Source organism: Janibacter sp. UYMM211 (genome assembly GCF_040547045.1).
GTDB lineage: Bacteria > Actinomycetota > Actinomycetes > Actinomycetales > Dermatophilaceae > Marihabitans > Marihabitans melonis.
This window is the reverse complement of sequence record NZ_JBEPOY010000004.1, coordinates 63,383-89,168: the sequence shown is the minus strand read 5'-3', so window position 1 is coordinate 89,168 and position 25,786 is coordinate 63,383. Positions and strand designations below refer to the sequence as shown.

The following is a 25,786-nucleotide window of genomic DNA, read 5'->3' as shown; positions in this document are numbered from 1 at the left end:
TGCCGAGGGGGCGGCATCCCCGCCAGGGTCCGCCTCAGCCCAGCGCGCCGGCGGCCAGGTAGAGCGCGAGGCCGATGCCGCACACGCCGACGGCCCACCGCATCGGCGTCTCCGGCACGACCCGGACGACCGCCGGCCCGATGAAAGCCCCGACGACCGAGCCGACCATGACGGCGACGGCCGCGCGGTAGTCGACGGGGGCGAGCAAGACGTAGCCGATGGACCCGGCGGCGTTGGCGGCACCGGTCGCGACGTTCTTCACCGCGTTGGTCACCGCGAGCGGCTCGACCCGCTCGAGCGAGAGCAGCGCGAGCGCGATGACCCCGGCACCCGCCCCGAAGTACCCCCCGTAGATCCCCATCGCGAGCAGGGCGACGAACCACGCGCCGCGGCGACGCCGCGCGTGCGGGTCGGGCTGCAGCGAGTGCGGGTCGGAGTGTCGGGCCGACCACACCCGGATCCGGTCTCGAAGGAGCAGCAGCACCGCGCCGAGGAGCACCATCCACGGCACGACGAGCTCGAAGACCCCGGCCGGCGCAGACAGCAGGAGCGCCGCCCCGATCGCCCCACCGACCGCCGTCACCGGGATGAGCCGGACGAGCCGGGCGCCCTGCCCGGCGAGCTCGCGCTGCGACCCGGCGACCGACCCGACGGTGATGCCGAAGAGCGAGACCGTGTTCGTCACGTTGGCGACGAGCGGCGGTAGCCCGGCGGCAAGCAGGGCGGGATAGCTGATGAGCGAGGCCAGCCCGGTCATGGACCCGACGAGACCGGCACCGACGCCGGCCAGGACGAGCCACAGGAGGTCGGCGCTCACTCCCCCGTGGCCCAGGAGCCGCGGTCGCCGTACCAGCCACCGAAGCGTCCGCCGCCGAACCTGCCGTACCCGTCGTCCTCCGGGCCGAGGTTCGAGAAGCCTGTCCGCGAACGCAGGTAGGACCCGACGACGGCCGCGCCGAGGTCGTCGAGCTCGGGGGCGACGACCGAGCCGTCGACCCGCCGGGCCATGGAGTCGACGAAGCGTGCCAGGCCCGGGTCCTCGCCGAGGCGGAAGAAGGTCGTCTGCGCACCGAGGCGGCGCGACGTCTCGAGCTCGGTCACCGTCAGCGACAGGGTCAGCGGGTGCGGCGGGTAGTCGAAGAAGGGCTCGCCCTGGGGCATGAGGTGCGCGGTGGGCTCGCCGTCGGTGACGACCAGCAGCACCGGCTGGCTCGCCGGGTGCTTGCGGAAGAAGCGGTTCGCCAGGAGCAGCCCGTGGTGGAGGTTCGTGCCCTTGTCGTACATCGCGTCGAGACCGGTGAGCTCCTCGATCTCCATCGAGCGCGCGTACCGCCCGAAGCCGATGAGCTGCAGGTCGTCGCCGCGGAAGCGCGTGCTCACGAGCTGGTGCAGCGCGAGCGCGGTCCGCTTCATCGGAACCCAGCGCCCGTCCATCGCCATCGAGAAGGACGTGTCGACGAGCAGGGCCACGGCCGAGCGGGTCCGCGCCTCGGTCTCGGTGACCTCGACGTCACGGATGTCGATGCGAAGGGAGGTGAGGTCACCCCCTTCGCCCGCGGTGCGGCGCACGGCGTTGCCCACCGTCGCGGTGACGTCCCACGGCTCGGTGTCGCCGAACTGCCACTCGCGGGTGCCGCCGGTGCGCTCGCCGGCCGCGCCGGACGTGCGGTTGTCGTGCTGGCCGGTGCGGCGCGAGAGCCGCTCGGTCGCGTCCTTAAGCAGGCTCTGACCGAGCCGGCGCATCGCGGTCGGCGACAGGCGTAGCTCGCCGTCGGCGCCACGCCGCAGGTAGCCGCTGTCGCGCAGCGCGCGCTCGAGCTCGGCGAGGGTCCGGGCGTCGACGACGGAGTCGTCGCCGAGCTGGCGCTGGAGGGCGTCGAGGTCGACGTCGTCGAGGCGGGCGCCCTCGTGGGCCTGGGCCAGCTGGTCGGCGAGGGCGTCGAGGTCGGCGAGGTCCTGCAGCACCCCGGTGCCGTCGCCGAGCCCGACCCCCTGGTCACCGCTAAAGCGCTCCGAGCCCGACCAGTCCTCGCCCGGTCGCAGCGACTGCAGCGCGCCGTCGATGCGCTGCAGGCTCTCCGCGAGCTGCGGCGACCCGAAGGCCTGGGCGGAGAGCTGCATGAGCTCGTCCCGCTGCTCCTGCGTCATCGACGCCATCATCCGGGCGGCCGCCGCGGAGCGCGCCGCGAGGGCGTCGATCAGCTCGTCGACGTCCTGCGGGTCCTCGGGGAAGAAGTCGCCGTGCTTGGCCATGAAGTCGGCGAAGTCCTGCTCGGTGTCCGCACCCTGCGCGTGCTTGTCGAGCAGCTCGCCGAGGTCGTCGAGCATCTCCTGGACCTGCTGGCGGTCCTGCTCGGTCGCCCCTTCGAGCGCCTGCTTCATCCCCGCGAAGCGCTGGTCGAGCATCTCGCGGCCGAGGAGGTCCTTGATCCGCTCGAAGTCGGCGCGCGCCTGCGGCGAGCGCCACTCGTAGTCGGAGAGCTCGCTGACGGCCGCGGCCGGCGAGTCGGGCAGGCCGTCGAGGCGCATCTGCGCGAAGGCCCGGTCCGTGTCGTCCATGTCGACGTCACGGGCGAGCTGCCCGCGCTCGGCGAGCACCGCGGACTCGAGCAGCTCGGAGATCTCGGCGAGGGTGCCGCCGAGATCGGTCTCCTCGAGCAGCTCGCGGCGGCGCTCGGCGACCCGGCGGGCGAGGTCGTCGAGACCTCGCTGGTCGACGCTGCCGCGACGCAGGTACTCGCGCATCGCCCGCTCGGGCGAGGAGCCGGCCATGACGTCCTCGCCGATGGCCTGCAGCGCGTCGCCGAGGTCGACCGGCGGTGCGAGCGGGTCCGGGCCGCCGGTGTAGCGGCCGTAACGAGAGCGGTGCCGGCGTGCCACGGTCAGGCCCCGTAGACGACGCTCGAGCCGTCGCTGTCCTTGTCGACCTTGCGCGCGAGGTAGAGCCCCTCGAGGGCGAGCTCGACGGCACCGGCGCGCTCCCCCGCGTCGGTGGCGGCGAAGCGGTCGGCGATCGCGTCGTAGAGCGCGTCGTCGTCGTCGAGGTCGGGCAGCGAGGAGAGCAGCTCGTCCGCGGTCACCCGGTCGCCCGTGGTGACGGACGCGCCGTCGGCGATGGCCTCGACGAGGGCGGCGAGGTCGACCCCGCGCAGCCGCTCGCGCACGGCGTCGACGGTCGCGCTGCGCAGCAGGTGGGTGAGGATCGCGTCCTCGCGGCCCTCCTCACCGGCCTCGAACTCGATCTTGCCGCCGAGGACGTCGACGGCGGTCTCGATGTCGACGAGACGGGCGACCGGCTCCCCTTCGCCGCGCACGCTCGCCCGGTGCAGCGCCGCAGCCGCGACGGTCTCGGCGCCGGCGATGGAGAAGCGGGCCGAGACGCCGGAGCGCTGGTCGACCGACGAGGACTCGCGCAGGGCGCGGGTGAAGCGGGCGAGGATCTCGACGAGGACGTCGGGGACGCTCGCGACGAGGTCGGCCTCCTGGCGCACGACCGCCATCTCGTCCTCGAGCTCGACGGGGTAGTGCGTGCGGATCTCGGCGCCGAAGCGGTCCTTGAGCGGGGTGATGATGCGCCCACGGTTCGTGTAGTCCTCGGGGTTGGCCGAGGCGACGACGAGGACGTCGAGCGGCAGCCGCAGGAGGTAGCCGCGGATCTGGATGTCGCGCTCCTCCATGACGTTGAGCATCGCGACCTGGATGCGCTCGGCGAGGTCGGGCAGCTCGTTGATCGCGACGATGCCGCGGTGGCTGCGCGGGATGAGCCCGAAGTGGATGGTCTCGGGGTCGCCGAGCCGGCGCCCCTCGGCCACCCGCATCGGGTCGACGTCACCGATGAGGTCGCCGACGGAGGTGTCGGGCGTCGCGAGCTTCTCCGCGTACCGCTCGTCACGGTGGCGCCACACGACGGGCAGGTCGTCGCCGAGCTCGGCGGCTCGGCGCTGGGTCTCGACGGCGATCGGCTGATACGGGTGCTCGCCGATCTCGGAGCCCTCGACGACGGGGCTCCACTCGTCGAGCAGCCCGACGAGACTGCGCAGCAGCCGGGTCTTGCCCTGGCCGCGCTCGCCGAGGAGGACGACGTCGTGGCCGGCGAGGACCGCGCGCTCGAGCTGGGGGATGACCGTGTCCTGCAGGCCGTGCATGCCGGGCCAGGGGTCACGCCCCTCGCGCAGCGCGGAGAGCAGGTTGTCCCGCATCTCCTGGCGAAGGGGCCGCAGCGTGTGCCCGCTGCGGCGCAGCTCGCCGAGGGTCGTGGGTGCCGGCCGGGTCGTGCCGGCGGACTCGAAGGGGTGGGGCGTCGCGATCTCGAGCGGGTCCGTCACTTCTTGAACGCTACTCCGCGGATCCGACAGCGCCGAGAGCGCCGGGTGGTCTGTCCAGGGTCCGGACCTCGTCTGGAGTGCGACGAAGGGGTCTCGACGGATCGCCCCACCCGCTAGCGTCTCCCTACCGGGTCGTCGAGGACGGGGTGATGGCATGACGTGGACGCGGACGGTCCTCGCCGTCGCCCTCGCGCTGCCGCTCCTCACGGCCTGCGGTAGCTCGACGCCCTGCCCCGAGCCGGTCTCGGTCGAGGGCTCGTCCGAGATCTACGCGGCGCAGGACGCCGACGGCGTCGACGTCGTGGACTGCGAGATGGTCGGCGACCGGGTCGTCGTCGGCGACGTCACCCTGATGATTCCCGAGCCGGGCTCCGGCGTCGGCGGGCAGGGCGCGGGAGGCGGGAGCGACCCCGGCCGGGGCGGCAGCGCCACGACCTCGTCCAGCGGGGTGCTCACGACCGAGGTGCTGGAGTAGGGCGGCGCGGGCGGGGTGTGCGGGTGGTCTCGAGGCTCAGGCCCAGGGGGCCTTCGCACCTCGACCACCACGGGCCTTCGCACCTCGACCACCAGACCTCTGCCCCTCGACCACCGAGGAGGGGCGGCGCCTCAGCGGCGCCGGTCGGCGAGGAGGTAGGCGGTGGCGGCAGCGCCGAGGGAGACGGCGGCGACGGAGGGCCAGGTGCCGATCTTCTTCGCGAGCGGGTGCGAGACGCCCATCGAGGCCCAGTAGCCCGCGGTGAGACCGGCGGCGAGCGGGGTGCCGCCGGCAGCCCGCCAGGCGGGCACCGAGAGCACGTTCGCGGCCGCCATGACGGCTCCGCCGAGCGGGCGCACGCCGGTGCGCTGGGCGAGCGTGAAGCCCCCGGCGAGGCCGACGGCGAGGAAGGGTGCGGTGGGCAGGCTGCGCAGGTCGGGCATGCCCGCCAGCGTATGCCTCGCCCCGCGCCCCGCCCGGGGTGGGCACACTGGGCCCATGGCGATCTCCGCGCCCCCGGCCGATGCCCCCTTCGTCGACGCCTGGCTGACCGACATGGACGGCGTGCTCGTCCACGAGGAGCAGGCGATCCCCGGCGCGGCCGACTTCATCGCCGCGCTGCGCGGCAGCGGCGTGCGCTACCAGGTCCTGACGAACAACTCGATCTACACCCCGCGCGACCTGCGGGCGCGGCTGCTGCACAGCGGCATCGACGTGCCCGAGGAGGCGATCTGGACCTCGGCGCTCGCGACGGCCACCTTCCTCGCCGAGCAGCGCCCGCACGGGTCCGCCTTCGTCGTCGGCGAGGCGGGGCTGACGACGGCCCTGCACGAGGCGGGCTACACGATGACGCCGCGCGACCCGGACTACGTCGTCCTCGGCGAGACCCGCACGTACTCCTTCGAGGCGATCACGGCGGCGATCCGGCTCGTCGAGCGGGGCGCCCGTTTCATCGCGACCAACCCCGACGTCTCCGGGCCCTCGCCGCAGGGCACCCTCCCCGCGACCGGCTCCGTCGCCGCGCTCATCACCGCCGCCACCGGCCGCCAGCCGTACTACGTCGGCAAGCCCAACCCGCTGATGATGCGCACCGCGCTCAACCGGATCGAGGCGCACTCCGAGCACACCGTCATGGTCGGCGACCGCATGGACACCGACGTCATCGGCGGCCAGGAGGCCGGGATGCGCACGGTGCTCGTCCTCACCGGGTCCACGAGCCGCGACCAGGTCGAGACCTTCCCCTACCGCCCCACCCGCGTCGCCGACTCCATCGCCGACCTCGTCCCCCTCGTCACCGAGCGGCTCCGCCGCTCCGACCAGCACGAACGGCTCCGCCGCGAGGACTGACCCGCCCACGCACGCACGAGCGGCGCCGCCCAGATGACCCGGACGGCGCCGCTGCGCGTGGACGAGGGACGACGGGGTCAGTCGACCCCGGCCATGAGCCGCTTGATCGGCTTGCTGATCGCGACGACGACGAGCCCGGTGATGACCGCGACGAGCCCGACCCAGAAGAAGAAGGGTCCCTCCGAGCTCTCGTCGTAGTACCCGGCGAGCGTGCCCGCCATCGCGGTGCCCAGCGAGATCGAGAGGAAGAAGAGCGCCATCATCTGCGTCGTGTACTTCGGCGGCGCGAGCTTCGTCGTCATCGACAGGCCCACCGGCGAGATGAGCAGCTCGGCGATGGTGAAGACGAGCAGGATCCCGACGAGGCCGAGCAGCGGGGCCGAGCCGGCACCCGCGGGCATGAGCAGGAAGAGGAAGAAGGCCAGACCCATGACGACCGTGGCGACGCCGAACTTCAGCGGCGTCGACGGCTGGCGCCGGCCGAGCCGGGTCCACAGCGCGGCGAAGACACCCGCGAGCGCGATGATGAAGACCGGGTTGATCGACTGGACCCACGACACCGGCATCTCCCACCCGAAGAGGTCGCGGTCGAGCCGCTTGTCCGAGTAGATCGTCACGACGGTGAACTGCTGCTGGTACAGCGACCAGAAGACCGCGTTGCACACGAAGAGCGGGATGAAGGCGAGCACACGGGTGCGCGCGACCCCGGTGACGTCCTTGTCGCGCAGGATGATCGCGAAGTAGGCGACCGTCGCCACGACGACGGCGCCGATGACGATGTTCGCGAGGCGCTCGGCGGAGATGACGCCCAGCGCGACGAGCGCGGCGACGACGACGAGCGCGACGACGCCCCCGACGACGTAGCCGCGACGCTTGGCGGCGGGCAGGGGGTTGGCGACGTGGTGCGAGTGCTCGGGCAGCCCGCGACGGCCGATCGTGTACTGCACGAGACCGAGCGCCATGCCGACCGCGGCCGCGAGGAAGCCGGCGTGGAAGCCCCACTCCTTCTGCAGCACGCCGGTGAGCAGCGGCCCGATGAGCGCACCGATGTTGATGCCCATGTAGAAGAGCGAGAAACCGGCGTCACGGCGCGTGTCGCCCTCGTCGTAGAGGGTCCCGACGAGCGAGCTCGCGTTGGCCTTGACCCCGCCCGAGCCGATGGCGATGAGCACGAGGCCCACCCCGACGCCGAGCAGACCGGGCAGCAGCGACAGCGCGATGTGGCCGAGCATGACGACGACGGCCGAGTAGAAGAGCGTGCGCTCCGGCCCGAGGACGCGGTCGGCGAGCCACGCGGCGAGGACGGTCGAGAGGTAGACCGCGCCGCCGTAGGCGCCGACGATCTGCGTCGCGGTGCCCTCGTCGATCCCGAGCCCGCCCTGGGCGGCCGAGTAGTACAGGTAGATGAGCAGGATGCCCTGCATGCCGTAGAAGCTGAAGCGCTCCCACAGCTCGACCCCGAAGAGGTTGGCCAGCACTCCCGGCTGACCGAAGAAGCGGGTGTCCCGGGGGTGGTCCGTCACGGTTGCTTGCTGACTTGGCACTCTCTCCACGATGCCACCACCGGCTCGATCTGCGAAGTCGGGGGGGTCACCCCCCTCGTCGGCCGCGGCCTGACGACGGGGGCGCGAAGGGGTCAGATCGCGCAGCCGTCGGGGCCGCAGGCGGCGGCGTCGCCGCCGATCGGCTGCAGCGGGTTGCCCTCGCGCCAGGCCTGCTCGAGGGCCTGGGTGAAGACCTCGGCGGGCTGGGCTCCGGACACCGCGTACTTCATGTCGAGCACGAAGAAGGGCACGCCCTGGATGCCCAGCGAGCGCGCCGTGTCGAAGTCGCCCTGCACCTCGCGACCGACCTCGGGGTCGTCGAGGCCGGCCCGCACGGTCGCCTCGTCGACGCCCGCGGCGCCGCCGATCGCGACGAGCACGTCGTCGTCACCGATGTCGAGACCGCGCACGAAGTGGGCGTCGAGCAGCGCCTCCTTGACCTCGTCCTGCACACCGGCGCGCGCGGCGACGTGCAGCAGGTGGTGGGCACGCAGGCTGTTGGCCACGACGAGGGAGTCGAAGTCGTAGGTCAGTCCCTCACCGGCCGCCTGCTCGGCGACGTGCGCGGTCATCTGGCGCACCTGGTCGGCCGCCATGCCCTTGCGCTGCACGAGGTAGTCGACCTCGGTGCCGTCGTAGTGGCGCGGCAGGCTCGGGTCGAGCTGGTAGCTGTGCCAGGTGACGGTGACGTCGTCCTTGTGGGCGAAGCCGGCGAGCGCGCTCTCGAAGCGGCGCTTGCCGATGTAGCACCACGGGCAGGCGATGTCGGACCAGATGTCGATGTCCAGGGCCATGCCGGGGTCAACCCGGCCCGGCCCCAGGATGTTCCGGGCGAAGGGGGGGTCAGCCCTCCGTGGCCGCGAGCTCGGACTTCCACTCGCGGAAGCCCTCCTCGGTGCGCCCCCGGCGCCAGTACCCGGAGATCGACAGGTCGGCGCGCGGCACCTCGCGCTCGCGCACGAGGTAGGGCCGGATGCCGTGCATGACCTCGTGCGCCTCGCCGTGGACGAAGACCTGGACGCGCCCCTCGCGCCACGGCAGGGCACGCACCGCCTCGGCGAAGGGCTCGCCCGGTCCCTGCCGGTGCACGACGGTGACCCGCACGTGCTCGGGCGACTCGAGGTGCGGCGGGGCATCCGGCCCCTCGACGACGACGACGCACTCACCCGTCGCGTCGTCGGGCAGGGCCGCGAGCGCCGCGGAGATCGCGGGCACGGCGGACTCGTCGCCGGCGAGCAGGTGCCAGTCGGCGTCCGGGTCGGGCGCGTACGCCCCGCCGGGCCCGTTGGCGAGCAGCGTGTCGCCGGGCTCGGCCCGGGCGGCCCACGGGCCGGCGACGCCCTCGTCGCCGTGGACGACGAAGTCGATGGCGAGCGTGCCGGCGGCGACGTCGGGCTCCAGCGCCGTGTACGTGCGCACGACCGGCATGTCCTGCGGGTCCGTGCTCGCGCGGGCTGCACGCATGTCGAAGTCGGCCGGCAGGGTCGTGCCCGGCCTCGGGAAGATCAGCTTGACGTAGCGGTCCGTGTGGACGCTGCCCTCGAAGGCAGACAGGTCGTCGCTGCGGAAGTGCACGCGGCGCAGGTGCGCGGTGAGGTCCTCGGTGCGGGTGACGGTGAGATGGGTGGGCACGAGCGCTCCTCGGTGACGGTGTTAGGCCAGCCTAACTGCGCCCCCTTCGTGGATCTCGTGGGGCGTCAGGCCGCGGTCATCGCGTCGACGACGTGCTCGGCGATCGCCAGGCTCGACGTCGCCGCGGGCGAGGGCGCGTTGAGCACGCACGTCACCTCGCCGACCGTCGTGATCCGGAAGTCGTCGACGAGCGAGCCGTCGCGCTCGATCGCCTGCGCCCGCACCCCCGCACCCCCGCGCTCGACGTCGTCGACGCCGATCTCGGGCACGTAGCGCTGAGCCCCGGCCATGTAGGCCCTCGTCGACAGGGACCCGCGGACCTCCTGGATCCCCGTGCGCCAGTTGGCCCGCGCCAGCTGCCAGAAGCCCGGCCAGGTGGCCGTCTCGGCGAGATCGCGAAGGGAGACCTGCCGCCACCCGTAGCCCTCGCGCCGCAGCGCGAGGACGGCGTTGGGGCCGACCTCGAGACCGCCGCCGACCCGGCGGGTGAAGTGCACGCCGAGGAAGGGGTAGCGGGGGTCGGGCACCGGGTAGACCATGCCGCGCACGAGATCGGCCTTCGCGGGCGTGACCTCCATGTACTCGCCGCGGAAGGGGATGATCCGCAGCTCGCGCTGCCCGTCGACCCGCTGCGCGAGCCGGTCGCCGTGCAGCCCGGCGCAGACGACGAGCTCGTCGACGACGACCTCGTCGGCGCCCTCACCGGACCCGAGGACGAGACGCACGCGCCCCGGCTCCCGGCGGATGTCGCAGACCTCGGCGCCCAGGCGCACCTCGCCGCCGGCCGCGCGGACCTCGGCGGCCATCGCCTCGGCCATCGCGACGTAGTCGGTGATGGCGGTGGCCGGGGAGTGCAGGGCGGCCAGGCCCTGGGCGTGCGGCTCGACGTCACGGATGCCCGCGGCATCGACCCGGCGCAGGCCCGGGACGGCGTTGGCGCTCGCCGTGCGCTCGAGGGCGTCGAGACGCGCGACCTCGTCGGGCTCGACGGCGACGACGAGCTTGCCGCACTCGTCGTAGGCGATGCCGTGCTCGGCGCAGTAGTCCTTGAGCAGCTGACGACCGCGCGTGCACAGGCGGGCCTTGAGCGAGCCGGGGGCGTAGTAGATGCCGGCGTGGACGACCCCGGAGTTGTGCCCGGTCTGGTGAGCGGCGATCCGCTCCTCCTTCTCGAGCACGACGACGCGGTCGTCGGGCCGGCGGCGGGTCAGCTCGCGGGCGACGGCCAGGCCGACGATCCCGCCCCCGATGACCCCGACGGTGCGCTGGGCCACGATCACACCCCCGTCGCGAGGAGCTCGGCGTACCGGGCGAGGTCGACGTTGCCCCCGGTGAGGACCACCCCGACCCGTTGCCCGGGCGAGACCGGCACGGCGCCGGTGAGGACGGCGGCCAGGCCGAGGACACCGGTGGGCTCGACGACCTGCTTGAGCGTCCCGGCCATGTGCCGCATCGCGTCGACGAGCGCGGCGTCGCTCACGGTCGCGATGCCGGCGACGTGCTCGCGGATGATCGGGAAGGTCAGCGACCCGAGGTAGGCGGTCTGCGCCCCGTCGGCGATGGTGCGTGGAGGCTCGATGCGCACGACCTCGCCGGCCTCGAGCGAGCGCCGGCCGTCGTCGCCCGCCTCGGGCTCGACGCCCCAGACGGCCGCCGTCGGCGCGAGCTCCTGGGCGGCGAGGATCGAGCCCGCGAGCATGCCGCCGCCGCCGAGCGGGGTGACGACGACGTCGAGGTCGGGCACCTCCTCGAGCAGCTCGCGCACGGCAGTGCCCTGACCGGCGATGACGTGCCGGTGGTCGTAGGGCGGGACGACGGCGGCACCGGTGCGCTCGGCGATGGCTACCCCGATGGCCTCGCGGTCCTCGGTGTAGCGGTCGTACCCGACGACGGTGGCGCCGTACCCCTTCGTCGCCTCGACCTTCGTCTGCGGGGCGTCGTGGGGCATGACGATCGTCACCGGCATGCCGAGCTCGCGCCCGGCGAGGGCGACGGCCTGGGCGTGGTTGCCCGAGGAGTAGGCGACGACGCCGGCCGCGCGGCGGTCGGGGTCGACGGCGCTGAGCGCGGTGTACGCGCCCCGGAACTTGAAGGCGCCGATGCGCTGGAGGTGCTCGGACTTCAGGTGCAGCTCGCACCCGGCGAGCGCGTCGAGCCGGCGCGAGCGCAGGACGGGGGTGCGGTGGGCGACGCCGTCGAGGAGCGCGGCGGCCGCGCGGACGTCCTCGACCGTGGGCGGGGCGGTGCTCACGAGGGCAGGACCTCGAGCAGCCGCTGCGCGAGGGGGCGCGAGGAGGCGGGGTTCTGCCCGGTGAGCAGCATGCCGTCGACGACGACCTTCGGCTCGAAGGCGGGCCCGGTCTCGACCTCGAAGCCGGCCTCGCGCAGCCGGTCCTCGAGCAGCCACCTCGCCTGGTCGGCCTTGCCGCCGGCGCGCTCCTCCTCGTTGGTGAAGCCGGTGACGGTGCGCCCGGTGACGTCGCTGGCGAGCAGCGCGGCCGGTCCGTGGCACACGATGGCGAGCGGCACGTCGCGCTCGACGGCAGCGGTGATGAGGGTGCCCGAGGTCTCGTCGACGGCGAGGTCCTCCATCGGGCCGTGGCCGCCGGGGTAGAAGACCGCGTCGTAGTCCGCGAGGTCGACGTCCTCGAGGCGAAGGGGGGCGCTCAGCTCCTCGAGGTCGTCGAGGACCTCGCGCAGGTCGCGTCCGCCCGTGGCCTCGGGCGTGAGGCTGCGCTCGTCGGCGACCGGCCGCACCCCGCCCGGGGTGGCGAAGCGGACGGTGTGCCCGGCGTCGGCGAGGACCTCGAAGGGGGCCACTAGCTCCTCGGCCCAGTAGCCGGTGGGCACGCTCGACCCGTCGGCGAGGGTCCAGCTGCGGGCGCCGGTGACGACGAAGAGGACGGTGGCCATGAGGACTCCTGCGTGCTCGGTCGGGGACGTCCCCCCGACCTTACGACCCGTCGTGGGGCACGCGGTCGGCGAGCACGCGCATCCGCCCGCCGCGGCGGAAGCCGTGGTCGACGCCCCAGAGCACGGCCTGGCTGCGCGACGTCACCCCCATCGTCGCGTAGGCCGCGCGGATGTAGGACTTCACCGAGTTGATGCTGAGGTAGCAGGCGCGGGCGATCTCCTGGTTGCTCAGCCCCTCGGTGATGAGCGCGACGACCTCCGACTGGCGCGGGGTGAGGCCCTCGGCGCGTCCCGGCCACTCGGCCGGGCGGGGCTGGTCGTCGACGGGCTCGGTCTCAGCGGTGACGACGACCCGCTCGCCGGCCTGGACGCGCTCGACCGCGTCGACGAGCTCGCGCGCCGACGCGGACTTGCGCACGACGCCCGACAGGCGCGCGTCCTGCGCGACCGCGTCGACCCAGGGCCCGACCTCCCACGTGTAGATCACGGTGTGCCCGACCATCTCGTCGGCGGCGAGGAGGTCGAGGTCGCGGTGCCCCGAGCCGGTGATCGCGTAGGCGTCGTACAGCGCGACGTCGACCGGCTGCGACACGAGGACCCCGCAGTCGACCTCGACGACACGCACGCGGTCGGCGAAGGGGGCGAGCATCGCCGCGACACCGCGGGCGACCACCTCGAAGTCGTTGAGGACGGCGAGACGGATCGGCTGGCGTGCGTCGGGGTCGGGCATCTCTCGACCGTAGCGGCGAAGGGGTCAGCCCGGGCCGGGGAGCAGCTGCAGCTCGTTGTCGTCGGGATCGGTCAGGGCGACCCCCTCGGGGTCGTCGGCGACCCCGGTGCGAGTGGCGCCGAGACCCACGAGCCGCTCGACCTCCTCCTCGAGGGGGCCGTCGGCGACGAGGTCGAGACGCAGGCGGTTGCGCCCGTGCTTCGGGGCGACCGGGGCCCCGCCCCACGTGATCTTCGGCCCGCCGTGCGGTGACTGGACGGCGGTCTCGTCGTCCTCGTCCCACACGAGCGGCCAGCCGAGCGCCTCGCTCCAGAAGACCCCGGTCACCCGGCGACCGTCTCCGGAGAGCGCCCCCACCCGGCCGGTGCCGGCGAGGAAGCGGTTGCCCTCCTCGACGACGCACAGCTCGCCCCCTTCGGGGTCGGCGAGCACGACGTGCGTCGCGTCGTCGCCCTGCCCGACGTCGAGATAGGTCGCGCCGAGCGACAGGGCGAGCTCGACGACATGGGCCTGCCCGCCGGGCACGTCGCTCGTGATGTCGAGGTGCGTGCGGTCGAGGCCGCGCCGGGGCTCGGTGCTGCGCCGGAAGCGGATCGCGAGATCGCCCGGGCCGGCGGCGGGCAGCAGGTCGCCGCGCACCTCGCGCTCGAGGACCGCGCCCCAGAAGGCGGCCAGCCGCTCGGGGTCGGCTGCGTCGATGCTCAGGGCCTGCAGATGTGCCGTCATCGCCCACTCCTTCGTCGTCCCGCCAGCCTAGGACCGCCGCCTAGCCTCGTGGGGTGGACGAAGAGAGCGAGCACGAGGTCGTCCGACGGGTCGACGCGGCGATGGCGGCCAGCCCGCGGGCGGCTCACCTGCGGCCGGCGGAGCGGGACCGGGCCGCGGTGGACGCGCCGCTCGCCATCGGGTCGGGGCAGACGAGCTCCCAGCCGCGCACCGTGCGCGACATGCTCGTGCTGCTCGACGTCCGTGCGGGTCAGCACGTCCTCGACGTCGGCGCGGGGTCGTGCTGGACGACGGCGATCCTCGCCCGTCTCGTCGGCCCCGAGGGCCGGGTGCTCGGCGTCGAGCGCCTGCCCGAGGTGCTCGCGCTCGGCCGGGCCGCCCTCGCGCGCGCCGACCTGCCGCAGGCCCGGGTGCGTCTGGCCGACCCCCGTCACCTCGGAGCACCCGGTGACGCCCCCTTCGACCGCGTCCTCGTCTCCGCGATGGCGGGGCGGCTGCCCGATGAGCTGCTCGCGCAGCTGACGCCGGACGGCGTCATGGTCGTGCCGGTGGCCGGCGAGATGCTCCGCGTGCAGCGCCGGGGCGAGGACGACCCGCTCGTGACGACCCACGGGCGCTACCGCTTCGTCCCGCTCGTCACCTGAGACCCCCACCTGACGCCCCCTCTCAGACCCCCCGCGGTACCCCCCAAGGGGTGGTCCCGCTCCCCGGCCGTCGGTGCTGGTCCGGCGGCTACTGTCGCCAGATGAGCTTCGAGCTGACCAAGACCATGCAGGCGGCGAGCGCCGGCTACGGGCTGTACTGCCTGGCCAAGCCGTCGCACCTCGCGAGCGCCCTGCGCGAGCCGCGCAACCAGCGCGCGCTCGACCGGCTCGCCCGCACCTTCGCCGTCCGCGACATCCCCATCGCCGCGCTCGCCCTCGCCGGCCCGCCCGCCGCCCTGCCGTGGGCCGTCGGCGGCCGGGTGGCCTCCGACGTCGGCGACGCCCTGGTCCTCGGGGCGAGCACGAAGGGGTCGATCCGCACGAAGGTCCTCGCGGTCACCCTCGGGTGGGCCGCCCTCAACGCCCTCGCCTACGCAGCCGACACCCGTCGCCGCTGACTCAGCCGTAGTGCCGACCCAGCCGCGAGACGTACTGCGCCTCGAGATCACCACGACCGCACTCGTCGAGCAGACGGAGGCAGCGCCGGGCCAGCCCCCGGTGCCGGTAGCCGATGTCGGCGACGAGCGCGAGCACCGCGAGGTCGCGCACGGCCAGACCGGCGGGGTCTCGCACGTACAGCACGTCGGACTCGACGATCTGGAGCGAGTCGTGCTCCCACGGGTCGGCCCACTGGGTCGGGGCGAGCGGCCACGTGCGATGCTGCACGACCTGCAGCGGCATCAGCCCCATCGAGCGCAGCTGCGCGTCGAGCTCGCCGGCGGTCGGCTGGCCCTCGTACAGCGGCCAGAAGCCCATCTCGAGCTGCACGGCGAGGACCCGCTCGAGGGCGTGCTCGCCGCTGCGCAGCACGGCGAGCTCGCTGCCCTGCACGTCGACCTTGAGCAGGTCGACCGGCCCGAGGTCGGGCACGTCGTCGAGGCGCACCGTGTCGATCTCGACCTCGTCGACGACGCGGCCCAGCCGCTCGAAGTCGACGAGGTGCGCGAGCCGCATCGGGTCGGGCCGCAGCAGGCTCGAGAAGCCCTGCTCCTCGCAGACGTGCAGCACGTGCCGACCGCCGTCGCCGACGGCGTGCGGCAGGTAACGCTCGTGCGGCCCGGCCAGCCCGCGCAGCCGCTCCATGGCCTCGGGCAGCGGCTCGAAGCCGGTGACCCGCGCCAGCCCGGCGTCGAGCAGGTCGACGTACGGCACCTCGTCGTCGAGGGGGTTGGCCCCCACGTCGAGGACGTGCACGGGCGCGTGCTGGAGCACGCTCTCGGGCAGCATCGGTCGGTCCACGATCGGGTCCCCTGTCGTCTCGGAGTCGGCGCGACTCACCCTAGGACCAGCCCCACATCGACCCGGCGCCCGGGGGCGCCCGCACGGAAGGCGGCGACGTCATCAGCGAGATCGTCCTGAGCGAGGTGCGCAGCCACCGGCTGCGCGCCACCGGCCCGGTCGTGCGGCACGTGCCGCGAGGCCATGCCTACGTCGACGCCCTCGTCGGCGCCGAGCCCGCTCACCTCCACCCCGCGGACCCGCCCGTGCCCGGCGCCCCGGCCGGTCAGTGGTGGCCCCACCCGGCGCTCACCCCGCGCTGGGTCGCCGACCACGCGCACGAGATCGACGTCCTGCACGTCCACTTCGGCTTCGAGCACCTCGGGGTCGACGACGTCCGTCATCTCGTCGCGAGCCTGCGCGCCCACGGCATCCGGCTGGTCCTCACCGTGCACGACCTCGTCGACCCGCACGGCACCGGCGAGCGCTACGGGTGCGTCCTCGGCGAGCTCGTCGGCTCCGCCGACGCCCTGACGACCCTCACCCCGGGCGCGGCCGCCGAGGTCGAGCGCCGCTTCGGCCGGCGGCCCCAGGTCATCTCGCACCCGCCGCTCGTGCCCGCCGGGGTGCTCCCGGCCCGCCGGGCCGGGTCCCCCTTCGTCGTCGGTCTGCACCTGAAGTCGTTGCGCGCCAACGTCGCCGCGCTGCCGGTCCTCGACGCGTGCGCCGACGCCGTCGCCGGGCTCGACGACGCGCAGCTGCGCGTCCACCTCCACGAGGACGTCACCCGGGCCGACCACCCGCGCCACGACCCGGAGGTGCTGCGGCGGCTCGCCCGGGCCCGCGCGGACGGTGCCGACGTGCGCGTGCACGCCCCGCTCGACGACGCCCAGCTGTGGCGCGACCTCGCCCAGACCTCGCTCGCCGTGCTGCCCTACACCGACGGCACCCACTCGGGCTGGCTCGAGATGTGCCACGACCTCGGCACCCGGGTGCTCGCGCCCGACCTCGGCTTCTACGCCCAGCAGCGCCCCGTCCTCACCTACCGTCACGACGACCTCACCGCCAGCGTCGAGCGCGCCGTGCACGAGGCCCACGCCCGGTGGGCGCAGGGCGAGCCGGCCCCGGGAGGCGACGCCCGCGTCCTCGCCGCCGAGCTCGAGAGCGCCCGGGCCGCGCACCGCGAGGTCTACCTGGGCGTCGCCGAGGACCGCGTCGTGCGCGGGGCATGAGCGTCGTCCACCTCGTGCCCGGCCCGGGGTCTCACGGCGTCGTCCGGCACGCGCTCACCCTCCTCGCCCAGCCGCCCCTGACGGGCAGCCCCGTCGTGCGCGGGCGGCACCTCGGCTCGCCGCCCGGTCTGCACCCCCGCCTGGCGCACCTCCACGTCACCGACCACCTCTGGGGCGAGAGCCCCGACGCCGCCGCGGCGGCGGTCGAGCGGGTGGCGCAGCGCTGCCCGGTCTCCCTGACCCTGCACGACCTGCCCCAGGAGGGCGAAGGGGCAGAGCGCCGCGCCCGCCGGGCTGCGGGGTACCGGCGGATGGTCGCGGCTGCCCGCGGCGTCGTCGTCGCCTCGGACCACGAGCGCGAGCTCCTCCTCGCCTGCCTCGACGTCGGCCCGGTGCCGCCGGTCGAGGTCGTGCCGCTGCCGCTCGACGCGCCGGACCTCAGCCCCGCGCGGCCGCCCGGCAGCGGCGAGGTCGCCGTCCTCGGCTACCTCTACCCCGGCAAGGGGCACCTCGACGTCCTCGACGCGATGGCGGGCCTGCCGTCGAGCACCGGCTTCGCCGCGCTCGGCGCGCACTCCCCCGGTCATGACGACCTCGTCGGCACCGTCGTGGCCACCGCCCGCGCCCAGGGTCGCGTCGCCCGCGTCACCGGCTGGCTCGCCGACGCCGCGATGCACGACGAGGCCCGCCGGGTCGCGGTGCCCGTCGTCGCCCCGGTGCACGTCTCCGCATCCGGCTCGGTCGGGTCCTGGATCGCGGCCGGTCGCCGTCCGCTCGCGACGACGAACCCCTACGTCGTCGAGCTCGCCCGGCGCTGCCCCGGCTCGGTGACGCTCGTCGAGCGCGACGACCTGCCCGCCGCGATCGCCCGGGCCCTCGCCGACCCGACCTCGACCTGGCTCGAGCCCTCGGTGCCGATCGGCCCGAGCACAGCCGAGGTCGCGCAGACCTACTCCGACGTGCTCGCCGGCTGGGCGCGATGACCCCCGACATCGGGGTTGTCGTCCCGTACTACGACGACCAGCGCGGGCTCGACCTGCTCCTCGCCGCCCTCGACCAGCAGGGCTGCGCCGGCCGCTTCGAGGTCGTCGTCGCCGACGACGGGTCGCCGGTCGCCCCGACGGTGGGCGAGCACCCCTTCGCCGTCCGCGTCGTGCGCCAGGTCGACGCCGGCTTCCGCGCGGCCGCCGCGCGCAACCTCGGCGCTGCGCACACCGACGCCCCGGTCCTGTGCTTCCTCGACGGCGACACCCTGCCGACGCCGGGCTACCTCGGTGCGCTCGCCGCGGTCGTCGCGGCCGGTGACGAGCGCGGTGTGCTCGCCGTCGGGCGACGCCGGCACGCCGAGCTCTCCGGCCATGCCCCCGAGGACGTCGTGCGCTGGCTGGCGGGCGGGCCGGTCGACGTGACGACGCTGCCGGACCCGCAGTGGCTGACCCGGGGCTACGCCGAGACCGACGACCTCGCGAGCGCGGACGCCGGCGGCTTCCGGCTCGTCATCTCGGCGGTCCTCGCCTGCGACGCGGAGCTCTTCGCCCGGGTCGGCGGCTTCGACGAGGACTTCGTCGGCTACGGCGGCGAGGACTGGGAGCTGGGCCACCGGGCCTGGCTCGCCGGCGCCGCCCTGCGGCACGTGCCCGGCGCCGTCGCCTGGCACGACGGCCCCGACGCCGGCGGTCGCGCCCCCGACCACCTCGCGAAGACCGTCGAGACCCTGCGGGTGGCCTCCCGGGTCGCCGCGCCCGGCGCCCGCCACCCCGGGCTCGTGTGGCCCCACCCCGCCGTGAGCGTCGAGCTCGACGACACCGGGTGCGACCCGGCCGCCGTCCTCGCCTGCTGCGCCGACCTGCTCGCCGTGCCCGACGTCCGGGTGCACCTGCGCTCCGGCGAGTGCACGACCACCCCCGGGTGGCCGATCTCGGACCCCCGGGTCGTCATGGGCCCGGAGCCGGCGGCTACGGCCGCGCGCCGGGCGTGGCACGTGCAGGTGACGCGCCCCGTCCTGCTCGACCTCGACGTGCACGCGCTGTGCGCACGCGGCGAGGCCGCCTACGACGACGCGCTCGTCGTCACCGAGACCCGCAGCCGCGCGCTCGGCCTGCCCCCGCCGCCGGCCCGGTCGGGCGCGGGGGTGCTCCGTGACCTGCCCACGAGGGTGAGCCTCGAGGGCCTGTGGGGATGGGGCGACCCGAGCGCCCCGTGACCCCGAGCCGGCTCGCGTCGCCGGACCTCAGCCCTCGCCAAGGGTCACCGCCTCGACCGCCTCCCACACGGTGCGGATGGTCTGCGCGACCGCGACGTCGTCGGTCGCGTAGCCGCTCACCGAGAAGCGCATGACCGCCCGGTCGTGCCACCGGCTCGCGCTGGGGTAGACGAGCCCGTCCTCGTGCAGCCGGGCGAGGACCGCCAGGGTCGTCTCGTCGTCGACGGCCGCGACGGTGACCTGGGTGTAGACGACGTCGTTGAGCACGGTGAGACCCGGCACCTCGGCCAGACCCATCGCCAGGCCACGGGCGGAGCGCACGAGACGGTCGACGAGGTCGACGAGACCGGACCTGCCGAGCGAGCGCAGGGCCGCCCACACGGGCACGCCGCGGGCCCGGCGGGACATCTCGGGGACGAGCTCGTGGGGGTCGGGCTCCTGCGAGTGCAGGAGGTAGTCGGCGGAGTGGCCGAAGGCGCGGCGCAGGGCACCCGCGTCACGGACGACGGCGACGCCGCTGTCGTAGGGCGTGCTCAGGGTCTTGTGGGCGTCGGTCGCCCACGAGTCGGCGTCGGCCAGCCCGACGACGAGGTGGCGCAGGGCGGGCGAGGCCGCGGCCCACAGGCCGAAGGCGCCGTCGACGTGCACCCAGGCGCCGGCGTCGTGCGCCGCCGCGCAGATCGGGGCGAAGGGGTCGAAGCCCCCGGAGTGGATGTTGCCGGCCTGGGCGCAGACGACCGTCGGGGCGTCGTCCTGCCCGAGGGCCGCGCGCAGGGCGTCGGGGTCCATCCGGCCCTGGGCGTCGGCGGCGACCGGGGTCGGCGCCCCGAGCCCGAGGTAGCGCAGGGCGAGGTCGACCGAGCCGTGCCGCTCGGCGCCGACGAGGGCCCGCAGGCGAGGTGCCCCCTGGATGCCCTGCGTCGCCACGTCCCACCCACGGGCGGCGAGCAGCGCGTCCCGGGCGGCGGCGAGCCCGGCGAGGTTGGCCGTCGTGCACCCGGTGACGAAGCCGACGGCGCTCGAGGACGGCAGGTCTAGCGCCTCGAGGAGCCACTGCCCCGCGATCTCCTCGACGGCGACGACACCCGGTGTCGCGTCGCGCATGCCGGCGTTCTGGTCCCACGCGCTGACGAGCCAGTCGGCCCCGAGCGCGGCGGGGAGGGTGCCCCCCATGACCCACCCGAAGAAGCGGGGCGAGCCGATCGTCAGCAGGCCCGGCTCGACGACGTCGACGAGCTCCTCGACGACCTCGGTGGCGGGCATGCCCTGCTCGGGCAGAGACTGGGGCAGACGAGCGCGACCCGCGCCGACCGGCTGGGTCGCCGGGATCGGCCGGGTCGCGAGATCTGCGCGCCAGCGTCGGGCCGCAGCCAGGGCCGCGGTCAGCTCGGGCGTGCGCTCGGGCGCCACCCACCCACGGTCCTCCTGCGGGGCGTCACCGCGCAAGAGGACCGTGGGCCGGGGTCACGGCAGCTTGTCGCCGCCCGGGCCGAAGCCGCTCGTGTCGGCGTGCAGCTCGCCGTCGTCGCCGCGGTGGATCGTGTCGGGCAGGTCCTCGCCGCGACCCGGCAGGTGAGCGCTGCCCGCCTTGTCCTTGACGGTGCCGGCGGCGTCCTTCGCCGCGCCGGTCACCTTGTCGGCGACGACCGGCGCCTGGGTCTTCGCGGTGTCCTTGGCCTGGTCGACGGTGCGCTGCACCTTCGGGCTCGACCACAGCTGGCCGGCCTGGGTCTTGATCTGCTCGTAGCGCTGGCGCCCGGCGCGGGCACCGAGGACGTATCCGACGCCGACACCGGCGAGGAAGGAGATGCGGGCCATGAGATGCCTCCATGGGGTTGGGGAAGTCTCCACGATTACAGGTCGGAGGGGGCCTGGACGACCTTCGAAGGGGGGTGATCCGCCAGACCCTGGACGAGGCCGGCGCGATCGGGTCCCCCGCACCGCACCGTGCGCCACAGTGGGCGCATGACCACCTACGGACTCATCGTCATCGGCAGCGGACCGGCGGGGGTCGCCGCCGCTGCGTCCTACCTCGAGGCCGACGGCGAGGGGCCCGTGCTGCTCCTCACCGCCGACGAGCACCCGCCCTACGAGCGTCCCCCGCTGAGCAAGGAGTCGCTGCGCGGCGGGGAGCCCGAGCTCACCCCCAACGCCTCGGCCGACGGGCTCGACGGGGTCGAGATCCGCCTCGGCACGACCGTCGACGCCGTCGACCTCGACGCCCGTGCCGTGCGCGTCGGGGGCGAGGAGATCCCCTTCGCCTCGCTCGTGCTCGCGCCCGGCGCGCACCCCCGGGTCCTCGACGGGGTGGACGCCGACGCGGAGGTACGCGTGCTGCGCACCTACGCCGACCTCGAGCGGCTCGCCGAGTCGGCCGGGCACGCCCGCACCGCGCTCGTCGTCGGGTCGGGCTTCATCGGCTGCGAGGCTGCCGTCTCCCTCGCGCTGCGAGGTCTCGACGTCACCGTCGTCTCGAGCGAGGCGACGCCCCAGGCCGACCGGCTCGGCGAGCGCGCGGGCGCACTCGTCGAGGACCTGCTCGTCGGGCACGGCATCACGCTGCGCGGCGGGGTCCAGATCAGCGGCATCCGCGCCCCGCGCACCGTGCACCTCGACGACGGCACGACGCTCGAGCCCGATCTCGTCCTCCTCGCCGTCGGTGTGGTGCCCTCGACGAGCTGGCTCGAGGGCAGCGGTCTGCAGCTGCACGAGGGCCGGGTCGTCGTCGACGAGCACCTCCGGGCGGAGGAAGGGATCTTCGCTGCGGGTGACGCCGCCCGCGCGCACAACGCGACGGCCGGGCGGCCGATCCCCGTCGAGCACTGGTTCGACGCCGAGACGATGGGGTCGGTAGCGGGAGCCGGCGCCGCGGGCCAGGACGCGACGTGGGACTCGGTCCCCGGCTTCTGGAGCCAGATCGGCGAGCACTGGCTCAAGTACGCCGCGTGGGGCGACGGCCACGACGAGCTCGAGGCCGTGGAGCGACCCGGTGGGCTGACCGTCTGGTACGGCCGCGAGGGCACCCTCGTCGGCGTCCTCACCTACAACGCCGACGACGACTACGAGCGCGGCGAGCAGCTGATCGCCCAGGCCGCCCCCTTCGCCGCAGGTCCCCGCGGCGACCAGCCCGAGCCCGACGAGGAGGACGCGGAGGGCTGACCCCCCTTCGTCCCACCCGCCACAGCTTTCCCGCCCAGGGCGGGAAAGTACGACTTCGGGAAAGAACATTTCCTTCCCGACGTCGAATGTTCCCGCCCTGGGCGGGAAAGCTGGGACACCGGCCGCGCGCGAGGATGACCCCATGACCGTCGCACGCTCGATCCTGCTCTTCGTCCTCGCCGCGATCGCCGAGATCGGTGGCGCCTGGCTCGTCTGGCAGGGCATCCGCGAGCACCGCGGGCTGCTGTGGGTCGGCGCGGGGTTCGTCGCGCTCGGGATCTACGGGCTCGTCGCGACGCTGCAGCCCGATGCGAGCTTCGGGCGCGTGCTCGCGGCCTACGGCGGCATCTTCGTCGCCGGCTCGCTGCTGTGGGGCATGGTGGTCGACGGCTTCCGCCCGGACCGCTTCGACGTCGCGGGCGCGATCGTCTGCCTCATCGGGGTCGGGCTCATCATGTACGCGCCCCGCGGGGCCTGAGCGGGACACGACACGAGCGGTGGGTGGCTGAGGCGTGAGGTGCCGTCCCCTGGATGAGGTGACCATCGACCCGCACGCCGTGGCCCGGGGGACGAGACGGCCTGACCTGGCGTCGGCCGCGCCCGGCTCACCCGCCGAGGACCACCTCGTCGAGCGGGTCACCGGTGTCGAGGTAGAGCCGAGCGCCGGGCACGAGGGCCTCGGCGAGCGTGGCGAGCGCCCGGTCGCGGCCCCTCGGGTGGCGACCGTCGAGCACGCCCACCCGGCAGGCAAGGGCGAGGTCGAAGGGGGCGGTGCCCGGGGGCAGCTCGAGGTCTTCGACCGCCGTGCACAGCACGCTCATCGCCCCTGCGACGATCTCGTCCGCGCAGGCCGCGCGGGTGAGCTCGACGCCCCGGGCCGAGCGGTCGACGACGAGGACGTGGCCGCCCGGGCCGACACGCTGCGCGACGAGGCGGGCGGCGGCGCCGGGAGCGCCCCCGACCTCGAGGACCCGCATCCCCGGGCGCAGCGGCAGGGCGGCGACGACCGCGCGGAGCCGGGGCGAGACCGAGGAGGCCATGACGTCGACCCTAGGCCCCTGCAGTGACACCCCCGCCGCATAGGCTCGCCGACGTGGACGACGTGACGCGCACCGACTACACCGGCACCGGCATCAGCGAGGACGAGCTCGCCCGGACTCCGCTGCAGCAGGTGCGCCGCTGGGTCGACGAGGCCGTCGAGCGCTCCCGGGCGCAGCCGGACGTCCCCGAGCCGCACGCGCTGTCCGTCGCCACGGTCGACGCCGACGGCGTGCCTGACGTGCGCACCGTCCTCATGCGCGTCCTCGACGAGCGAGGGCCGGGCTTCTACACCGGCACGACCTCGACGAAGGGAGCTCATCTCGCGGCCAACCCGCACGTCGCCGCCTCGCTCGTCTGGCCGGCGATGTTCCGCGCGATCCGCTTCCGTGGGCGGGCCGAGCTGCTCGAGCGGGATCTCGTCGAGCAGTACTTCACCAGCCGGCCGTGGGGGTCGCGCATCTCCGCGTGGGCCTCGCACCAGTCCCAGCCCGCTGCCTCGCGGGCGGAGCTGCAGCGGGCCTACGACGAGGCGGCGACGCGGTGGCCTGACACGGGCAGCAGCGACGACGTCCCGGTCCCGGACTTCTGGGGCGGGTACCGCATCCGGTGCGACGAGGTCGAGCTGTGGGGCGGGCGCCGCGACCGGCTGCACGACCGTCTCGTCCTCACCCGCGTCGCCGAGGGATCGCTCGACGACGCCGCGGCCTGGCGTCTGCACCGCCGCCAGCCGTGATCGCCCACGTCGCCGGCTCGGGCACCTAGGTGCCGAGCGCCGGCGGCGGGTGGTCGCCCTTGACGACGAAGTAGGAGCCGCGGATCGTCCCCGCGAGCTTCGAGCGCTGGCGGGCGAACTTGAAGGCGCCGAGCTCGGCGGGCACCTCCATGCCGTCGGAGAGCTTGAGCCCGACGGCGCGCTTGCCGCCCTCGTCGAGCGTCCACAGCGCGTTGACCGCGAGCCCGCTCTCGTAGAAGACGTGCGCCCAGCGGATGCCCTCGACCTCGAGATCGCTCACCTCGAGGGCTGGCGAGGCGACGGCGATCGCGCGGAGGGCGAGCAGGTCGGTGACCCAGGCGAGGACCGCGGGGGCCTGCACGGCGGGCACCGTGACGAAGGTGTGCCCGTACTTCGTCGAGAAGTAGCGGGCCTCGTTGGCCCTCAGCCCGGCGAGCGCGTCGGCGACCGGCGAGGACTCCAGGCCGGTCGTCGAGACGTCGGCGAAGTCCACGACGTACGACATGGGCGTCAGGCTAGACCTGCGAGGAAGGCTCGGACCAGGTCCGCGACCTCGACCGGTCGGGCCGCATGCACCTCGTGACCGGTGTCGAGCGTCGTCACCCGACCGTCCGGGAGCAGGTCGACGAGCTCGGTGATGCTGTCCTGCGGCACGAAGCTCCTCGGCCCCCCGCCGATGACGAGCGTCGGTGCGGTGATCGCGGCCAAGGTGGCCGGCCAGTGCGCGGCGGGCGAGTCGATCTCGGGTCGCACCTGCTCGACGACCCTCCAGTCGAGGTCGAGCTCGCCATCCGGTCGCTGCGGCGGTGCCGGCTCACGCGGGCGGAGCAGCCCGACGTCCTCGAGGACGAGACCGCGCACGAGCCCCGGCGCTGCCGCGGCGACCCGGCAGGCGACGAGTCCGCCGAGCGAGTGGCCGACGAGGTCGACGGGTGCGCCGAGCCAGGTCACGAGCCCGCGGACGTCGTCGGCCATGAGGTCGACCGAGTACCGCCCCGGCCGCCCGCTGCGGCCGTGTCCACGCAGGTCGACGGCATGGACCACCCGGTCGCGGGCGAGGTCGTCGGCGACGACCGCCCAGTCCTCGGCGGTGAGACCGGTGCCGGGGAGCAGGACGAGCGAAGGGAGGTCGCCGGGCTCTCCCCGGCGCACCACCGAGATCTCGACCTCGCCGACGCGGTACGCGCTCTTGTGCGCCATCTCGCGACCCTACGACGGGTGGTCGTCGCTCCGCCGACGCGCACGCGCCCCGCGCCGAGCTCTCGGACCGGGGTCGCGGTCTCTGCCCGCCGGTCCGGATCGACCTCGGGTCGGACCGGCCGCCCGTGTTGGATGGTGCCGTGCCCGTCATCACCCGCGCCGACCTCGACGACGTCCGCCTGCTCACCTTCCTCCAGGAGCACCTCGACGACCTCGCCCCGACCGCGCCGCCCGAGAGCCGGCACGCCCTCGACGTCGACGGGCTGCGCGGACCCGGGGTGCGCATGTGGGTCGCGCAGGACGGCGGCGACGTCGTCGGCACGACCGCCCTCGCCGAGATCGCCCTCGGGCACGACGAGCTGAAGAGCATGCGCACCGCCCCGCACCGCCGCGGGTCGGGGATCGGCCGCCTCCTCCTCGGGCACGCGATCGACGACGCGCGGGGGCGCGGGGTCGGGCGGGTCTCGCTCGAGACGGGCAGCGCCGACTTCTTCGCACCGGCCCGAGCGCTCTACCGCCGGGCCGGGTTCGTCGAGTGCGCCCCCTTCGCCTCCTACGTCGAGGACCCCCACAGCGTCTTCATGACGACCACCCTGCGCTGACC

Annotated in this window: 29 protein-coding genes; 11 read left to right on the top strand and 18 right to left on the bottom strand. The window is 74.5% G+C overall.

Annotated elements, in window-relative coordinates:
• Window positions 1–34: 34 nt before the first annotated feature.
• Genes ABIB53_RS11610 through ABIB53_RS11600 form a run of 3 tightly spaced genes read right to left on the bottom strand, consistent with a single transcriptional unit; the run spans window position 35 to window position 4,325 of the window.
• Window positions 35–817 (bottom strand): sulfite exporter TauE/SafE family protein, encoded by a 783-nt coding sequence (locus ABIB53_RS11610; protein WP_354588264.1) that lies wholly within the window; start codon window positions 815–817, stop codon window positions 35–37.
• Window positions 814–2,880, bottom strand: a complete 2,067-nt coding sequence (locus tag ABIB53_RS11605; RefSeq protein ID WP_068270561.1) for a vWA domain-containing protein — start codon at window positions 2,878–2,880, stop codon at window positions 814–816. The genes ABIB53_RS11610 and ABIB53_RS11605 overlap by 4 nt, the downstream gene beginning before the upstream one ends.
• 2 nt (window positions 2,881–2,882) lie before the next feature.
• Window positions 2,883–4,325 (bottom strand): magnesium chelatase ATPase subunit I, encoded by a 1,443-nt coding sequence (locus ABIB53_RS11600; protein ID WP_396326609.1) that lies wholly within the window; start codon window positions 4,323–4,325, stop codon window positions 2,883–2,885.
• 154 nt (window positions 4,326–4,479) lie between these two features.
• Here ABIB53_RS11600 and ABIB53_RS11595 point away from each other — a divergent pair, with 154 nt between their 5' ends.
• The gene (locus tag ABIB53_RS11595; protein ID WP_354588263.1) at window positions 4,480–4,800 is read left to right on the top strand and encodes a hypothetical protein; all 321 of its coding nucleotides are present in this window, start codon (window positions 4,480–4,482) and stop codon (window positions 4,798–4,800) included.
• Window positions 4,801–4,931: 131 nt separating this feature from the next.
• Here ABIB53_RS11595 and ABIB53_RS11590 read toward each other — a convergent pair whose 3' ends face one another.
• Entirely contained in the window at window positions 4,932–5,243 is a 312-nt protein-coding gene (locus ABIB53_RS11590) for a hypothetical protein (RefSeq protein ID WP_354588262.1), read from the bottom strand.
• Between the two features lie 55 nt (window positions 5,244–5,298).
• Here ABIB53_RS11590 and ABIB53_RS11585 point away from each other — a divergent pair, with 55 nt between their 5' ends.
• Window positions 5,299–6,147 (top strand): HAD-IIA family hydrolase, encoded by an 849-nt coding sequence (locus tag ABIB53_RS11585; protein ID WP_354588261.1) that lies wholly within the window; start codon window positions 5,299–5,301, stop codon window positions 6,145–6,147.
• A gap of 77 nt (window positions 6,148–6,224) precedes the next feature.
• On the opposite strand, the gene ABIB53_RS11580 is transcribed toward ABIB53_RS11585, so the two are convergent.
• The 8 genes from ABIB53_RS11580 to ABIB53_RS11545 form a co-directional block, all read right to left on the bottom strand.
• Window positions 6,225–7,670 carry a peptide MFS transporter gene (locus ABIB53_RS11580; RefSeq protein ID WP_354588260.1) on the bottom strand — a complete coding sequence of 482 codons (1,446 nt, stop codon included), beginning with the start codon at window positions 7,668–7,670 and terminating at the stop codon, window positions 6,225–6,227.
• A gap of 113 nt (window positions 7,671–7,783) precedes the next feature.
• A complete protein-coding gene (locus ABIB53_RS11575) occupies window positions 7,784–8,479 on the bottom strand; it encodes a DsbA family oxidoreductase (RefSeq protein WP_502914648.1) in 696 nt (231 codons plus the stop codon).
• Window positions 8,480–8,534: 55 nt separating this feature from the next.
• A complete protein-coding gene (locus tag ABIB53_RS11570) occupies window positions 8,535–9,323 on the bottom strand; it encodes a siderophore-interacting protein (protein WP_354588258.1) in 789 nt (262 codons plus the stop codon).
• 65 nt (window positions 9,324–9,388) lie between these two features.
• The gene (lhgD, locus tag ABIB53_RS11565; RefSeq protein WP_354588257.1) at window positions 9,389–10,597 is read right to left on the bottom strand and encodes an L-2-hydroxyglutarate dehydrogenase; all 1,209 of its coding nucleotides are present in this window, start codon (window positions 10,595–10,597) and stop codon (window positions 9,389–9,391) included.
• A gap of 2 nt (window positions 10,598–10,599) precedes the next feature.
• Window positions 10,600–11,574 (bottom strand): threo-3-hydroxy-L-aspartate ammonia-lyase, encoded by a 975-nt coding sequence (locus ABIB53_RS11560; protein ID WP_354588256.1) that lies wholly within the window; start codon window positions 11,572–11,574, stop codon window positions 10,600–10,602.
• Window positions 11,571–12,236, bottom strand: a complete 666-nt coding sequence (locus ABIB53_RS11555) for a type 1 glutamine amidotransferase domain-containing protein (RefSeq protein WP_123093440.1) — start codon at window positions 12,234–12,236, stop codon at window positions 11,571–11,573. Before ABIB53_RS11555 ends, ABIB53_RS11560 begins: the two co-directional genes overlap by 4 nt.
• 40 nt (window positions 12,237–12,276) lie before the next feature.
• Window positions 12,277–12,966 carry a response regulator transcription factor gene (locus ABIB53_RS11550; RefSeq protein WP_354588255.1) on the bottom strand — a complete coding sequence of 230 codons (690 nt, stop codon included), beginning with the start codon at window positions 12,964–12,966 and terminating at the stop codon, window positions 12,277–12,279.
• 24 nt (window positions 12,967–12,990) lie between these two features.
• Window positions 12,991–13,692, bottom strand: a complete 702-nt coding sequence (locus tag ABIB53_RS11545) for a VOC family protein (protein ID WP_354588254.1) — start codon at window positions 13,690–13,692, stop codon at window positions 12,991–12,993.
• 53 nt (window positions 13,693–13,745) lie between these two features.
• Between ABIB53_RS11545 and ABIB53_RS11540 the strand changes: the two genes are divergently transcribed.
• Window positions 13,746–14,336, top strand: a complete 591-nt coding sequence (locus ABIB53_RS11540; protein ID WP_354588253.1) for a protein-L-isoaspartate O-methyltransferase family protein — start codon at window positions 13,746–13,748, stop codon at window positions 14,334–14,336.
• A gap of 101 nt (window positions 14,337–14,437) precedes the next feature.
• Window positions 14,438–14,794 carry a hypothetical protein gene (locus ABIB53_RS11535; protein ID WP_123093444.1) on the top strand — a complete coding sequence of 119 codons (357 nt, stop codon included), beginning with the start codon at window positions 14,438–14,440 and terminating at the stop codon, window positions 14,792–14,794.
• A gap of 1 nt (window position 14,795) precedes the next feature.
• Here the strand turns inward: ABIB53_RS11535 and ABIB53_RS11530 are convergent, their stop codons facing one another.
• Window positions 14,796–15,635 carry an FkbM family methyltransferase gene (locus tag ABIB53_RS11530; RefSeq protein ID WP_354588252.1) on the bottom strand — a complete coding sequence of 280 codons (840 nt, stop codon included), beginning with the start codon at window positions 15,633–15,635 and terminating at the stop codon, window positions 14,796–14,798.
• A 125-nt stretch (window positions 15,636–15,760) separates the two neighbouring features.
• Between ABIB53_RS11530 and ABIB53_RS11525 the strand changes: the two genes are divergently transcribed.
• The 3 genes from ABIB53_RS11525 to ABIB53_RS11515 are packed head-to-tail and all read left to right on the top strand — an operon-like array spanning window position 15,761 to window position 19,049.
• Window positions 15,761–16,846: a glycosyltransferase family 1 protein gene (locus ABIB53_RS11525; RefSeq protein ID WP_354588251.1), complete on the top strand. Its 1,086-nt coding sequence runs from the start codon at window positions 15,761–15,763 to the stop codon at window positions 16,844–16,846.
• Window positions 16,843–17,829, top strand: coding sequence for a hypothetical protein (locus tag ABIB53_RS11520; protein WP_354588250.1), 987 nt, complete (start codon window positions 16,843–16,845; stop codon window positions 17,827–17,829). The genes ABIB53_RS11525 and ABIB53_RS11520 overlap by 4 nt, the downstream gene beginning before the upstream one ends.
• Window positions 17,826–19,049 carry a glycosyltransferase family 2 protein gene (locus tag ABIB53_RS11515; protein WP_354588249.1) on the top strand — a complete coding sequence of 408 codons (1,224 nt, stop codon included), beginning with the start codon at window positions 17,826–17,828 and terminating at the stop codon, window positions 19,047–19,049. The genes ABIB53_RS11520 and ABIB53_RS11515 overlap by 4 nt, the downstream gene beginning before the upstream one ends.
• 27 nt (window positions 19,050–19,076) lie before the next feature.
• Here ABIB53_RS11515 and ABIB53_RS11510 read toward each other — a convergent pair whose 3' ends face one another.
• Together ABIB53_RS11510 and ABIB53_RS11505 are read right to left on the bottom strand one after the other, a co-directional pair.
• Window positions 19,077–20,459 (bottom strand): pyridoxal phosphate-dependent decarboxylase family protein, encoded by a 1,383-nt coding sequence (locus tag ABIB53_RS11510; protein ID WP_354588248.1) that lies wholly within the window; start codon window positions 20,457–20,459, stop codon window positions 19,077–19,079.
• Window positions 20,460–20,513: 54 nt separating this feature from the next.
• Window positions 20,514–20,867, bottom strand: coding sequence for a hypothetical protein (locus ABIB53_RS11505; RefSeq protein ID WP_123093450.1), 354 nt, complete (start codon window positions 20,865–20,867; stop codon window positions 20,514–20,516).
• 147 nt (window positions 20,868–21,014) lie between these two features.
• Here ABIB53_RS11505 and ABIB53_RS11500 point away from each other — a divergent pair, with 147 nt between their 5' ends.
• Both ABIB53_RS11500 and ABIB53_RS11495 read left to right on the top strand, forming a co-directional pair.
• Window positions 21,015–22,208, top strand: a complete 1,194-nt coding sequence (locus tag ABIB53_RS11500; RefSeq protein WP_354588247.1) for an NAD(P)/FAD-dependent oxidoreductase — start codon at window positions 21,015–21,017, stop codon at window positions 22,206–22,208.
• Between the two features lie 142 nt (window positions 22,209–22,350).
• Window positions 22,351–22,686, top strand: coding sequence for a YnfA family protein (locus ABIB53_RS11495; protein ID WP_354588246.1), 336 nt, complete (start codon window positions 22,351–22,353; stop codon window positions 22,684–22,686).
• A 127-nt stretch (window positions 22,687–22,813) separates the two neighbouring features.
• Here ABIB53_RS11495 and ABIB53_RS11490 read toward each other — a convergent pair whose 3' ends face one another.
• On the bottom strand, window positions 22,814–23,248 hold the full coding sequence (locus ABIB53_RS11490) for an SAM-dependent methyltransferase (RefSeq protein ID WP_354588245.1): 435 nt from the start codon (window positions 23,246–23,248) through the stop codon (window positions 22,814–22,816).
• A 53-nt stretch (window positions 23,249–23,301) separates the two neighbouring features.
• Between ABIB53_RS11490 and pdxH the strand changes: the two genes are divergently transcribed.
• Window positions 23,302–23,982: a pyridoxamine 5'-phosphate oxidase gene (gene pdxH, locus ABIB53_RS11485; protein WP_354588244.1), complete on the top strand. Its 681-nt coding sequence runs from the start codon at window positions 23,302–23,304 to the stop codon at window positions 23,980–23,982.
• Between the two features lie 25 nt (window positions 23,983–24,007).
• Here pdxH and ABIB53_RS11480 read toward each other — a convergent pair whose 3' ends face one another.
• Complete coding sequence (locus ABIB53_RS11480; RefSeq protein WP_354588243.1) at window positions 24,008–24,487, bottom strand: DUF8821 family protein; 480 nt, start codon at window positions 24,485–24,487, stop codon at window positions 24,008–24,010.
• 5 nt (window positions 24,488–24,492) lie between these two features.
• Window positions 24,493–25,182, bottom strand: coding sequence for an alpha/beta fold hydrolase (locus tag ABIB53_RS11475; protein ID WP_354588242.1), 690 nt, complete (start codon window positions 25,180–25,182; stop codon window positions 24,493–24,495).
• Window positions 25,183–25,322: 140 nt separating this feature from the next.
• On the opposite strand from ABIB53_RS11475, the gene ABIB53_RS11470 reads away from it, so the two are divergent.
• Complete coding sequence (locus tag ABIB53_RS11470) at window positions 25,323–25,784, top strand: GNAT family N-acetyltransferase (RefSeq protein ID WP_354588241.1); 462 nt, start codon at window positions 25,323–25,325, stop codon at window positions 25,782–25,784.
• Window positions 25,785–25,786 lie beyond the last annotated feature (2 nt).